General features: G+C 44.2%; 11 protein-coding genes and 1 pseudogene. 3 read left to right on the top strand and 9 right to left on the bottom strand.

All coding sequences use genetic code 11. From position 1 onward, the window contains the following. Positions 1 to 366: 366 nt before the first annotated feature. Positions 367 to 618, bottom strand: coding sequence for a DUF2999 family protein (locus MSG38_RS00060; protein ID WP_004731647.1), 252 nt, complete (start codon positions 616 to 618; stop codon positions 367 to 369). A gap of 130 nt (positions 619 to 748) precedes the next feature. Beyond that, a complete protein-coding gene (locus tag MSG38_RS00055) occupies positions 749 to 1846 on the bottom strand; it encodes a YdcF family protein (protein WP_248382531.1) in 1098 nt (365 codons plus the stop codon). Between the two features lie 484 nt (positions 1847 to 2330). Here MSG38_RS00055 and MSG38_RS00050 point away from each other — a divergent pair, with 484 nt between their 5' ends. Further along, on the top strand, positions 2331 to 3005 hold the full coding sequence (locus tag MSG38_RS00050; protein ID WP_248400653.1) for a glutathione binding-like protein: 675 nt from the start codon (positions 2331 to 2333) through the stop codon (positions 3003 to 3005). Positions 3006 to 3672: 667 nt separating this feature from the next. Further along, positions 3673 to 4221 (top strand): mechanosensitive ion channel family protein, encoded by a 549-nt coding sequence (locus tag MSG38_RS00045; RefSeq protein ID WP_210450585.1) that lies wholly within the window; start codon positions 3673 to 3675, stop codon positions 4219 to 4221. Between the two features lie 131 nt (positions 4222 to 4352). Here the strand turns inward: MSG38_RS00045 and MSG38_RS00040 are convergent, their stop codons facing one another. Continuing rightward, the gene (locus tag MSG38_RS00040; RefSeq protein ID WP_248400651.1) at positions 4353 to 5912 is read right to left on the bottom strand and encodes a winged helix-turn-helix domain-containing protein; all 1560 of its coding nucleotides are present in this window, start codon (positions 5910 to 5912) and stop codon (positions 4353 to 4355) included. A 490-nt stretch (positions 5913 to 6402) separates the two neighbouring features. On the opposite strand from MSG38_RS00040, the gene MSG38_RS00035 reads away from it, so the two are divergent. Continuing rightward, the gene (locus MSG38_RS00035) at positions 6403 to 6882 is read left to right on the top strand and encodes a porin (protein ID WP_017094086.1); all 480 of its coding nucleotides are present in this window, start codon (positions 6403 to 6405) and stop codon (positions 6880 to 6882) included. 331 nt (positions 6883 to 7213) lie between these two features. Here the strand turns inward: MSG38_RS00035 and MSG38_RS00030 are convergent, their stop codons facing one another. The 6 genes and pseudogenes from MSG38_RS00030 to MSG38_RS00005 form a co-directional block, all read right to left on the bottom strand. Next, the gene (locus MSG38_RS00030; protein WP_248400649.1) at positions 7214 to 7867 is read right to left on the bottom strand and encodes a VTT domain-containing protein; all 654 of its coding nucleotides are present in this window, start codon (positions 7865 to 7867) and stop codon (positions 7214 to 7216) included. 68 nt (positions 7868 to 7935) lie between these two features. After that, positions 7936 to 9027 (bottom strand): calcium:proton antiporter, encoded by a 1092-nt coding sequence (locus tag MSG38_RS00025; RefSeq protein ID WP_248400647.1) that lies wholly within the window; start codon positions 9025 to 9027, stop codon positions 7936 to 7938. Then, entirely contained in the window at positions 9024 to 9926 is a 903-nt protein-coding gene (gene secF / locus MSG38_RS00020) for a protein translocase subunit SecF (RefSeq protein WP_248400645.1), read from the bottom strand. Before secF ends, MSG38_RS00025 begins: the two co-directional genes overlap by 4 nt. A gap of 2 nt (positions 9927 to 9928) precedes the next feature. After that, positions 9929 to 11722, bottom strand: coding sequence for a protein translocase subunit SecD (gene secD / locus MSG38_RS00015; RefSeq protein ID WP_248400643.1), 1794 nt, complete (start codon positions 11720 to 11722; stop codon positions 9929 to 9931). Positions 11723 to 11895: 173 nt separating this feature from the next. Then, on the bottom strand, positions 11896 to 12375 hold the full coding sequence (locus MSG38_RS00010) for a hypothetical protein (RefSeq protein ID WP_248400641.1): 480 nt from the start codon (positions 12373 to 12375) through the stop codon (positions 11896 to 11898). A gap of 179 nt (positions 12376 to 12554) precedes the next feature. Further along, a pseudogene (locus MSG38_RS00005) lies at positions 12555 to 12700 on the bottom strand (DUF3820 family protein); the annotation flags it as partial. Positions 12701 to 12838 lie beyond the last annotated feature (138 nt).

The raw sequence follows: 12838 nt of genomic DNA, 5'->3' as shown, positions 1-12838 counted from the left end.
TCTTTTCCTTAATGTGACTCATAGACAAACCGCGCTTATGGCCCAAATCGGCTAGCCCTATTATTTAGGGCTGTCTTCATCCAAAAACTCTGTTCATCAAGGTGCACATCTCAGGTCGCACATAGGTTAATTAAGTCTAGTAAGTAAATTGTCAGTAGTCGCACATATTTGGCAAGGTTGCTGTCAATTGTGTTGGAATGGTCGGTATGTATAGGGTCGGAGAGGATGATTGGATGCAATCAAATCAAAGTCAAAAATCGCCCCCAAGATCAAAAAAGGCCGTTAAGACAGCCTATTGCTGAACTTAAACGACCTTTTTATTGAATGTGGATAAAGCTAATTCGATATTAGTTCATTCAAATTCACTTATTTTTGAAGTTGCTCTTTGGCCGCTTCAACCTTAGAAAAATCTAGGCCAAGCTCTTCAACTGCTTCTTTGATTAGTGCAGGGTTTTGCATTACCTGACCCATCAGCATTTGAAGTTTGTCTTGAGGTAAACCAAGTTGGCTGATCGTCGCCATTGCTGCAAGAGGGTTCTCTGTCAGCGTTTTAAATAGCTCACTGATCTGCTCGTCGCTAATATTGTTCTCTTTCAACATTGCTAAAATCGGGTTCATTTTTTTGCCTTTGAAACACTAAATTAAATAGGAGCACAGCATATCATCTAGCTGTGCTCGATTGTACTAACAAGTGACGCTTTGGTTTAACGCGAACCGCACTTTTCCCAAACGCAAAGAATGCTTGGGCTTAACGAGATTCCAGTGGGTAAGAACGGTAGCTCCACATGCCATAAGTTCTTAAAGCATCACGGTAGATACCTAATAGCTCACCACTGCTCGCTTTCTTAAGATCTTCTAACGGCTTGTCTGGGTAAGAAACCGTATCGAAGGTAATGCCCTGAGGGCCAGTTTGCCAGCTCGCAATTTCAAACAGAGTTTGACCACGACGAACATGGCTCGCCGAACTAATAATGGTCGCGTGTTTAATATCATGACGAGCAAGCGCGTAGCTACTGAACAAGGCATTACCTACCGTGCTGGTCGCGTAGTTCTCTTCAATGATGCGATCTTTGCTTACCCCTTTTTCGATAAGCCAATCTGCCATCAACTTACCTTCTGTCTTGTGGTTCTTCGGCACGCCACCCGTTAACACGATCATCGCATCTGGGTTCGCTTTCGACATTGCTAATGTGGTTTCAAGGCGTTCAATCAAGATTTGATGCATAGAACCATCAGGGTTAAGCGCGTAGCCCAAAGTAACAATGGCACCATGTTCATCCAATAAACCTTTGTCCGCCGACTCTTTCAGTGGTGTTTCTAGCACGCGATCAACCGTAGCAAAAATACGTTTGATGTCTTCTGCTTTACCTTTGTTCAGGCTTTCCAGTTTCTCCATATGCTTGTTGGATTCATTTTCATTACCTTCAAATCTCTGCCAAACAGCAAGATAAGCATGTAAGTCGACATCGTCTGGCGCAACCGTCAATGCTTGTTCAAACAACTCAATCGCACGCTCTGCGTTCTTGTTGTAAATCTGAGCGTTCGCTGCCGAGATCAACAAGTCAGTACGGTAAGGTTCTAGCTGGTACGCTTCTAACAATCGGTTAGTCACAATTTCCATGTTGCTTGGCATTTTAGCCGTGAAGCCCGCGTGAGAAATTCTTGCCGGAGACTTAAACGCCTGCAACGCATCAAGAAGTAGTTGGTCGACAACTTGTCGCTTAGTCACCAACTGCGCGTAGTCCGCAGAAGCCTGTACAGCGCCATCGTTAGCAGCAAAAGAATAAGGTGTTGCGCCAAAAGCGAGCATGCCACCAAGAGCGAGGGCGATAATGTTCTTTTTCATAGAAAGATCCTGTGTCGTTAAGTGTTCACATCAGATTTGCTCACCAATGTAAGTCCCTAAGATTAAAAAACCGTGAACCAAACCTTACTCTCCAAGGTTGATATTCATTTGTTGCATAAGATGTGGCTGCAGATCACGATTTTATGCGCCAGAGTAAGCTCAAATATCCAGATTGCTTCGAGTTATGAGTAGATCCCTTAATGACTTTGGAATATTTAACTTCGAATCCCACACCCCTATTCCATCTAAACCCGTAAGTTTCGAAGCTCAACATCAAACCTAAATGTGCATTTTATGTTCATTATTTCAGCAGCTTAAAACACTATCTCCCTATCAGCCCACGCTCATTCACGTTTGCTCAACCAAGTTCAAAAAGCACAGAGTGTGATATCAAATAGTCAATTCACAGAAAATTCAAAAATCAACCATTGAACGATCGTTCAAGTGGTGCTTTAATGAATGACCAATACAAGGAGTTACCCCCATGCTTAAGTTCTATTTTCACCAAACACCAAACCCAATGAAGATCGCTCTGTTTTTGGAAGAGACAGGCCTAGATTTTGAACTTGTTCCTGTCGATACCTTAAAGGGTGAGCAGCATTCACCGGAATATCGTTTAATCAATCCAAATGGCAAAACGCCTGCGATTGAAGATGAAGGACAACGTGTATTCGACTCTAACGCTATCTTGCTCTACCTATCTGAGAAAACAGGCAAGCTAGCTGGTCAGCCAGAAGACAGAGCTGAACTATTATCTTGGATGATGTTTATCGCCAGCGGACTTGGTCCATACTCTGGCCAATCGGTCCACTTCCGTCATGCTGCGCCAGCAGGCTTAGATTACGCAGTAAATCGTTATCTACGCGAAGCACAACGTCACTACGAAGTGTTAGAAAAGCACATGGAAGGTCGTGAGTTTTTCGTCGGAAATGAGTACACCATCGTCGATGTCGCGGCATGGGGTTGGATTGATAAAGCACCTTTCGTGCTTGGTGAAGAAGGCCTAGAACCTTACCCGAACTTGAAGCGTTGGTTCGATGCAATCAACGCCCGCCCTGCTGCACTGCGTGCTCGCGAAATCGGCAAAGGCATTGAGTTTAAAACCGAACGTGATGAAGAGGCGCTTAGAGCGTTATTCCCATCTAACTTCGCTGAATAGCAATAATAGTAACAATAACAGTAACAAGAACTCTACTACCGACACTCACCAGTTAAGCGTTAAGAACATGAATACGAAGCTCAGTTCCGTGCTGAGCCGTATTGTCACAACAGAGCTTGATTGGTGAGTTAAGATCGTTCTTCAATCAAGTTCGCCTGTTATAAAGCAATTCTTATCTATTTCCTTTAAAGCCTTTAGAAGCAGTGCCGATTCTCGATTTCAAGCGTGTAGAAACAGACGTTGCGCGAATACGACCAACTACTGTCCAGAAAATTATGAATTGAGTAATGAGTAAGGTCAGCATCTTAAAAGAACCTCATTTCTAACGGCTTTGACTGCTTGGTTTTTCGCCTTTTATGGATATAAATAAACACTAACTTTATAACTATGATTGTCATGACTAACTCGATGATGAACAAAGGAGCGCTTATTCTACAAATTGAATTACATCAGACATCACAGAAGGCTTACATATCAGTTATAAAAATATAAACAAAAAATAAAGCACTACTTATCAATAACTTGTTACTAAAATCCATATCGACAAGGTTTATTGAAATCAAAAATGGCTTCTATTCATTTCTCGTATTATAAAACGATAATCGTTTGATGATGCGCACATTCAAGCAACTATGCACAATAACGGCTCATCACAATTGAGGTCGTTATGCCGAACTTTCTAGTCCACATTTTTAATACACTAAAGCAATATGATTTGCTGCTTGCCCTTGTATTTATTCTTGCCTATTGGCTTCTCAAGCGCTTTATTTCGACGACCGTTATCAACCTTGCACAAGTAAAGTCTGTCGCGACGACACGCACAATGTTCATCATTCGCTGCTTCAACATTTTCTCGTTCATACTGCTGTTTGCGACCTATATCATCGTCAGTGGGATTGGCTATGGAAACTTCACCATTTTCATCTCGTCCTTGGTGACGGTTTTTGGTGTCGCCTTCATCGCCCAATGGTCAATTCTGAGTAATATCACCGCGAGCTTTTTGATCTTTTTCGTATTCCCTTACCGAATTGGCGATTCAATAATTGTTGCAGATGGCGATGATATCGAAGGAAAGATCCTTGAGATTAAGATGTTTCATACCCTAATCAAACACCCAAGCGGCAACTTAATTACTTACCCAAATTCTCTGCTGTTGCAGAAAAGCGTAACTAAGGTGTTAAAGAAGAACTCTCCACGTACAGAAAGGCCTCGGTAACCGAGGCCTTGTCATGTAATAGAGAAATAAAACGCGTTAGTTAAGTTTCGCTTGCTGTTTCTAGTGCGATTGCTATTTCTATTGCGGCTGCTAATTCTACTGCTAGCGCTTTTATCTGCTTTTAATTTTCACTATTTACCGTCGACATCGAGTTTGACGCCCTTAAGTTGTTCAATCAGTTTGTCTAGATTACTGTCAAAGAACAACGGACCGGCTAGCGTCAATGCAATCGGTGAAGAAGTATTTTGTGTCGCTTGCAGATACAACTCTTTGGCGCCCGTGATGTGGCCACGCGCCTCTTCTGCTTTAGCCATTAACAGGTAAGTCAGTGGCGTATGTTGATTATAAGGAATCGACAACAAAATCTGTAACGCCTTATCAGGATCACTTTGAGACAGCGCTAATATTGCGTTCGCTTCACAAACACGAGGATTGTTTCCTCGCTTAAGAATGGCAGACAAAGATGAGGAATATTGCTCGTTCAACGACTTAATTCTAGGTTGAATATTTTCCTCATCTTTAGAGAAAACCGCCAGTACTTCACTTATGTAACTCACCGAAATAGCATAAGCGTTATCTGGAGCCAGCGCTCTGGCCTCTCGGAAATGCTTAAGCGCCATATCAAAATCCACGGTGCTGTAAGAAACCCCGGTCGCAGACATCAACGCCTTGACCGATTCTTTATCCTGTGGGAACACAGAAATATTGCGCTGTAACTCTTCTTCAGGCACATCGATATACATAGCACGCAATAGATCATCGATCATCGCTGGAAACGTCTCATGGAAACGAGCAAAGTTGGTGGAATAACGGCGGTTTAAATGCACACCTCCCGACGCTCGGTTAACATACTTCACCAATAAACGTGTTTTCTTGCCGTCACTGCTTTTTGCCGTTGAGATATTAAACTCAATCGCGGCCAACTTCTTATGCTCATCAGACTTAACCACTCTGATATTGCTATAAAAACCAATATGTTCAATCAGCTTAATTACGATTCCATAGAGCTCTGGTTGCGCCTTGACCTCTTCCGTTACATTCAATACAACATAACGAAATTCAAAATGACTTAATGAGTGAGCCGAGCTTGCTTGCGAAGGGCTTTGTTTGTTCTGAGAGAACCACATATATGATGATTGTAAAACAATGACAACCGCCAAAAATGCAAGTATGTAATGCAGCTTTCTACTTCTTGGAGAATTTTCTGATGGCTTTGCATAGCCCTCTTCCCGGCCTTCTCTTTCGACAAGCTCTTGGCTTTCAGGTGTTGATTGGCGTTCATTAACATCAAGTTGCTCTGTTTTTTTGAGAGCGGGTTTTTGGGGAGCTGTTTTCTGGAGATCAGGTTTTTGGAGCTCTACTTTCTCAACTCTCACTTCACCATCAAATCGGTAACCACGCTTTGGAACCGTAACAATATAACTGCTTGTCCTTTTACTGTGTGTTTTCAGAACTTTTCGTAGTTCAAATACCGCTTGGGTGACCACTTGATCGGTTAATACACTACCACTCCAAACCTCTTCAATTAACTCATCACGCGTATGAGTCAAACCCGGGTTCAAACATAAGAACTCAAGCAACTTAGTGAGGCGGTTATCAATCGTAATACACGAATCTGCAAACTGAATCTGCCCTTCGTTAGGCATAAACTGCCACTCATCTACGATAAAACTGATGTTTTTCTCAAGCATTCACGTTCACTCACTCTTTATGACTCTCCTTATCGTCTAAACATAGCTCCAATCCAATGATTTTGCTGATAATTTCGACCTGTTGTGTGTGATTTTTCACAATTTTCGTTTCAGCCGAGATCATTCACAGGCATTTCCATAAAATTCACGGCGGTTATTGTCAAAACTCAGAGCAAGCAAAAATTAGTACGAGCGACCCTAAAATTCTCTCAACAAAAATAGATCCTAACTAACTGTAATAATTAACTTTATATTTTCTTGATATTGAAGTTATGAAACTTTATGAACTGGTGAGCTTTACGTTATGTCAGCGAATCACAAAATCTGCATGATAGCTCCACACCGCAAGTGAGGGGCGACATGCAAACGAGAGAAAGGCATAACGTTCCCTGTAGTCACTTGCAATAAGGACATAAGAATTGATGTAGACACATCACCCGCTGAAGGATTAGGGAACATTAGTTAACCTTTATATTAAGAGCTTTAAACCATGAAACTGAACAAATTTATTCTTCCTATCGCTGCTATCTTCTTCGTAACTCAAGCAAGCGCTGACCCATATATTGGTGCTAGCTACCTATATTCTGAGTACCAAGCTGAAAGCGACAATACAGATTTCAGTGATGAGAATAGCGGCTACAGCCTTTACTTAGGCTACCAGATTAATGACTTACTATCGGTTGAAGCTGGATACGCGGATTTTGTTGATACACACAAAGACTTCGAACACATTTATTCAGATGCATGGTTAGCAAGTACAAAACTAACACTACCTATTACGATTTTTGACGTATACGGTCGTCTAGGTATCGGTCACTTCCAAAGTAACCTAGGTGATACAGACGACATTTACTACGGTGTGGGTACGGGTGTTACTCTAGGTCCAGTTCGTGTTGCACTGGAATACACAATGTACGAAGCAAAAATCGTAGACAACAGCTACGCACTAAGCGCTGAATTCCGTTTCTAATAGGGTAAGTAATAAGGCTCCCTAGCCTTCCCTACACAATGAACACCATCAAGCCTCTGACATTCCATCAGAGGCTTTTTGCGTTGAATTTAAACTGGACGTGATGAAGAAGCGAAGGCAAAACAATACAAACATTCTCTTTGGTCATTTTGCTTTAGCTATCCCAATGATAATTTGAATCTTCTTAGCTTCTGGCAATAGAGTATCAGCCTAGCATGACTCACAGACCTTTTTATAAAATAAGACGCGCCTTTCTGCTTGATCACTACCGTTTTCGAGCGCGTAATCCCAAAGAGAACCCAGCATGCCCTGTAAACGGTTTTAAGCTTGTTCAGTCACTTATCACCTCTTGGCGTGATTTTATGACCCGATAAACAATACCAATCACGGCAAACACCATCAGTGTGAAGCTGACCATCAACGTACTTCTTGTCAGCAGCTCCTGATATTCCGCCATCAATGGGTTCGTCATCACCATTTTGCCGATCAACAACAGCACTAAACACCAAATAACCGAGCTGGAAATACTGATGATCATGGTTCGCCACACACTCAACTTTGATACCCCCATCAGCATTGGGGTGAGTACGCGTACAAACGGAATGAATCGAGAAATAAACAGCGATAGAAACCCATATTCATCGAGTAGCGCTTTCGCCTTTGGCAAAGAGTCATCCGGTAATATTCGTTCTAGGAAATCAACGAACCTGGTTTTATGTAAAAATCGCCCTTGGAAATAAGCGCATAGACTTCCCAATGAGGCTGCAAGGCTCAGCAGCAACAGGGCAGGATAAAACCCAAACACGCTTAAGCCGATCATTCCGCCCACAAACAGCACTAAGCTGTCTCCTGGAAACGGTAAAAAGACAAACCCTGATTCAAGGAACAGGATTAAAGCCAATACGAGTAGAAACCACTTCAATGAACTTATCTGTTGAAGAGAGTCGAAGTCTTGGTGCCAAACAGCCGCTAACATTTCTTGCATTAGAATTGATTCCATATAAGTTGACTCGCTGCGCAGAGAGGCTCCTGCGCAGCATGTAAGGTGTGCGTTTAATCGAACATCAAGATCACATACGCTATAAATAAGATGAGATGCGTGGCCCCATTTAACGAGTTGGTTCGACCCCGATTGAAACTCACTCCCGCCATTAATAGCGTCATGCAAAGAAGTATCATCTCAGGTGGCTCTAAACCAAGGTGCACGGGGTCGTTGATCACATGCGAGATCATCAGCACCGCTGGCACAGTCAGCGCTATTGTCGCAAGAACTGAACCAAAGAAGAGATTCATTGCACGTTGCAACTGATTATTCAGCGCCGCTTTTGCCGCACCGACCGCTTCAGGGGCAAGAATCAGAAAGGCGACGATTAAACCACCCAACGCAGGCGGAGCACCCCACATGTCGACCGTTCCATTGATTGGAATCGCCAAACTTTTCGCCAGCAATATCACCACTAGTAAATAACCAACAAGCAGCAACGAGTGATAAAGATTGCTGCCTAATGGTCCGTGGAATTCATGCTCGTCTTGATGATCTTCATCCATAAAGTACTTGGTATGACTTTTGGTTTGTATAAACAGAAATACCGAATACAGTCCAATCGATGCGAGCACCAGTGTCCAAGTCAGTGACGCAGACATCGCACCAACATCATTCGAACTAGTGAAGCTTGGCAAAACTAAGCAGAGCAAGGAGAGCGGAATGATCGCAACCAAGTAAGACTGCAAGCCATCCACATTGTATTTCTGCGTGTGGTATTTCACCCCACCAATTAACAGTGTGATGCCCACTAAGCCATTCATTACCGTCATCACTACAGCAAACATGGTGTCTCTGGCTAACACCGGATTCGATTCGCCCGTGATCATCACCGAAGAGATCATCACAACCTCTAATGAGATAACCGCAAGGGTTAAGATCAGCGTGCCATAGGGGTCGCCTAGTTTTATGGCCAGGGCATCGGAGTGTCTGACAACCGCAAAGATCGCCGCCATCACCACAACAAAGATCGCGATACTGGCCATGATGCCAAGCAGCGAGCCAATGTCAGACGCCAGCACATCGTTTGCGCCTAGTTTGAAAACGACCACCGTGATCATGCCTAAAAATAGGACGGCTTCATTTTTTATAAACGAGATCATGGCCGTGCGTCCTCCTCGGTGATCTCTTTGGGTTGGTAGTGTAACGGGCTAAGTTTGAGCATTTGCGGTAAGGTGACACCAATGGAAATGGAAGACCACGTACCACTGACGATCCCCACACAAAGCGCAATAGCAAACCCTTCCAGCGAAGCGCCGCCTAAGAGCCACAAGCAAGAGACAGTGACGAACGTTGTCCCTGATGTCACTAATGTGCGTGACAATGTCGCTTTCACCGCGTCATTAATTAGATGGCTCGTCTTGCCATTTGGGTTACCTCTTAATAATTCTCTCGCTCTGTCTGCAATAATGATCGAGTCATTGAGTGAATAGCCCAGCACGGCAAGTACCGCGGCTAAGACAGTGAGGTTGAACTCCAATTGAAGCAGCGCAAACAGACCCAGCACGACGACTACGTCGTAAACTAAAGCAGCAAGCGCACCAAGGGCCAATCGCCATTCAAATCGGTAACTCAGATACAGCATGGTTAAAACAAAGCAAGCAATGATGGCAAGCCCACCTTGTTCAACCATATCTTGGCCAACCTGAGGGCCAACAACGCTGCTGTTAAGCACTTGCACTGAATCACTGATGGCGCCTAAAACGTTTTGAATTGGCGCGGTAACGTTATCGATTTGGGTATAACGAACCGTCCAGCGCCCCTCCTCACCTGAGCTGACTAACTGAACCTCTTGCTGCAGTGCTTCATTAAGATGCTGATTTATTGTTGGGGCCGATAGACCACTGTCGACAACCACCTCAGCAACAACGCCACCAGTGAAGTCGAGTCCCCAATTGAATCCTTTTATTCCGATCATCAATACTGAGAAGCTAAAGAGCAATACCGATATCCAAGACATATAGGTGCGAATACGTGTAAACAATGTATGAGATTTGATCATGGTTATACCCTCACATCACGACGCTTATCGCGTCCCCAAATTAGATTAATGATGGCTCGAGAGGCAAAGATTCCCGTAAACATACTGGTCAGTAGCCCTAGCCCTAACGTAAGTGCAAACCCTTGAATTGGCCCATTACCAATGGAATAAAGCGCGATAGCGACAATCACGGTGGTTAAGTTGGCGTCTAGGATTGAAGCAAAGGCAGAGTCAAACCCTCGGTCAATGGATTGAGCGAATGTGCGTCCTTCTTTCATTTTGTCTTTAATACGTTCAAAGATAAGAACATTGGTATCGACCGCCATACCAACCGTTAACACAAGCCCAGCGATCCCAGGAAGGGTCAGCACTGCGCCAGGCAATAACGCAATCAAACCGACGAGTATCACTAGGTTCGTCACCAACGCACTATTGGCGACCCACCCCAGTCTTCGATACCAAAACGCTATAAAGGTCAGGGTAAGACCTAGCCCCAATGCCAACGCCGAGAAGCCATTTTTAACATTCTCTGCCCCCAGAGTTGGTCCAATGGTGCGCTCCTCAATGATAGTTACTGGCGCTGTCAATGAGCCTGCGCGTAGCAATAGAGCCAGCTCTTGCGCATCTTGCATACTCCCTGCCCCAGTAATTCTAAATCGGTTTCCAAGCTGAGATTGAATGGTCGCAACACTGATCACATTGCTCATTTGTTGGCTTTGTCCGCTCGCATCTCGGCTGTATTCGCTATACACGGTCGCCATTGGATTACCAATATTGGCACGCGAGAACTGGGACATTTTCCTTCCGCCTGCAGAATCCAGCGAGATATTTACTTCAGCCGCACCCATCTCACCCACACTCGCGCGCGCATCAATAATGTGTTCACCACCTAAAATGGCACGTCGCCCGACAACGACTTGATTACCCTCGTTGTCTAATAAACGAAGTGAATTCACACTGGCGGAATTAGGAACGGAATGAAAAGCCAACGACGCAGTAGCACCAATCACATCTTTTGCCGCTGCGGGATCTTGCACGCCGGGTAGCTCGATTCGAATTCGGTTTTCCCCTTGGCGCTGAACAAGCGCTTCAGTAATGCCGAGCTGCTCTATACGACTGCGCATTATTTGGAGGTTTTGCTGAACAGTGAGATTACGTAGCGTCGATCTTTCGTCGTTCGACTGAGTCACGGTTAAAACGCGATCTGAACGGTTGATGCTCCACGACGGATAGTTGCGGTTAATCAACTGCCTAACCGTTTGTACGTCTTGGTCGTTTCGGAGTATCAGCACCACTTGATCGTTAAGCTGACGGCCTCGGCTAGAACGCACTTCACTGCGAACATCATCAATCAATGTTTGTCGATGCGCTTGGTAAACAGGCTCCATATCCACTTCTAAAAGGAACTGGACACCGCCACGTAGGTCGAGCCCTAATTGAATCGGAGCGAAGCCTAAATCGGTCATCCAAAGTGGTGCCGCTGGCTCCATGGCTAAAGCGACCGTCGCCTCATCGCCAACCAAGCGATTAAGCTGATCTCTTGCTTGGCTTTGTTGTTCTTGATCTTTCAACACAACAACAGTGCGATCACCTTGCTGGTCGACACTCAGGACATCGATACCCACCTGATTCAGGTTATCTGTAATGGCTGTGGCATCAAAACCTTGATGGTTACGGCTGCTCACATGCAGTGCGGCATTTTCGCCATACCAAGACGGTAAGGCACTGAGAGTCATAATAATTATGCTGGTAATCAGGACGATGTATTTCCAACCAGAATAGCGATTAATGATCTGGGAATTCTTTGGTTTTTTCATAAACAACTCTATCTATCAATAGATTCATTGATAACGCTTTTGAGGTGTACAGGCCGTCTAGAGAGCAGACTTAGATACTCGTAGACCGGAAAAGACACAACTCAAGCATTCGAAGAGGCAGGTAACACAACATTATTGAAATGTGTGCCTTCGCCTAGAAATGAGAATCGAGTTTATGAATGGCGAGAATGGAGCTGAGAATAGATAAGATTGCTTTCTTTCCAGCCCGATAGGCGTGTGCTGGACGCGATATGACTTGTCCAGTGGATAGAAGCATTGGGAATCTCGGTGCTTGTCATGGCCCTCTCAAGGAGAGGTGGGGCTAAGAAAGCGACAAGGAGAAAGTAGTTGGGCTCAAAATTGCGTCCCTCGAACTTACCCTCGCTGGCAATACGACGTATGGACGAGAAAGCAGGGGGAGCGTCACCATTAAAGAGTGTGTTGCCGTCCTCATCAAGTCCTTCAACGTCAACGACTGTGTTATCGTCGATTTTGTCGCCAGAGTTATCATCATGGTGCGAAATTACCTGAGTTTGGCTCAAGTGGCTTATTGCATCAAAACTATCAAACTGCGCGTGAACGCCCGCCGTCACTATGCTTGAACATAGCGATAAAGCAAACATCACAAATAATTGATAGACACGCTTACGCAACAAATATAATCCGCATAAATTTAAACTGGCCGCATCATAGCAAGATTGAACTCAATCAAAACGATAAAACTGTCCGCTAAAATGTAAACAAATCCTACTGTGAACCTCGCAGATAACAGAATCTGTCTTCTGCGCTCTAGATTCAGCTCAAATTACGTTTTTGAAAAGAAGGGGTTGGCTTAGACGACTACCTTCATTCGTTTAAGCGGCTTGACGAAGCTGTCTAGCCTTCGAATTTTAATGCGAGACAGAGTTTCAATAGATCACCTAGCTCACCGCTAGGGAAACATTGTTTATCGAACCAAAAAAATTCAAATTTCTTAGGGAATATAGAAACTAATTACACTGTGGGATGACCAACCTAATACACTCAGAGAACACACTTTTGGACATAAATGAGTTTCGGAGAACCAAGTATTAGCAAATCACGAATTAGCATAAGTATGGAAAGTCACTAAGCTCA

Origin of the sequence: Vibrio sp. 1CM24A (assembly GCF_023161725.1) — a bacterium.
Lineage (GTDB): Bacteria > Pseudomonadota > Gammaproteobacteria > Enterobacterales > Vibrionaceae > Vibrio > Vibrio coralliirubri.
This window is presented reverse-complemented; position numbering and strand designations above follow the sequence as displayed.

Coding starts and splice junctions, on each gene's coding strand:
- MSG38_RS00035 (WP_017094086.1), top strand. CDS start 6,403: ATGAAACTGAACAAATTTATTCTTCCTATCGCTGCTATCTTCTTCGTA.
- MSG38_RS00060 (WP_004731647.1), bottom strand. CDS start 618: ATGAACCCGATTTTAGCAATGTTGAAAGAGAACAATATTAGCGACGAG.
- secD (WP_248400643.1), bottom strand. CDS start 11,722: ATGAAAAAACCAAAGAATTCCCAGATCATTAATCGCTATTCTGGTTGG.
- MSG38_RS00050 (WP_248400653.1), top strand. CDS start 2,331: ATGCTTAAGTTCTATTTTCACCAAACACCAAACCCAATGAAGATCGCT.
- secF (WP_248400645.1), bottom strand. CDS start 9,926: ATGATCAAATCTCATACATTGTTTACACGTATTCGCACCTATATGTCT.
- MSG38_RS00025 (WP_248400647.1), bottom strand. CDS start 9,027: ATGATCTCGTTTATAAAAAATGAAGCCGTCCTATTTTTAGGCATGATC.
- MSG38_RS00055 (WP_248382531.1), bottom strand. CDS start 1,846: ATGAAAAAGAACATTATCGCCCTCGCTCTTGGTGGCATGCTCGCTTTT.
- MSG38_RS00045 (WP_210450585.1), top strand. CDS start 3,673: ATGCCGAACTTTCTAGTCCACATTTTTAATACACTAAAGCAATATGAT.
- MSG38_RS00030 (WP_248400649.1), bottom strand. CDS start 7,867: ATGCAAGAAATGTTAGCGGCTGTTTGGCACCAAGACTTCGACTCTCTT.
- MSG38_RS00040 (WP_248400651.1), bottom strand. CDS start 5,912: ATGCTTGAGAAAAACATCAGTTTTATCGTAGATGAGTGGCAGTTTATG.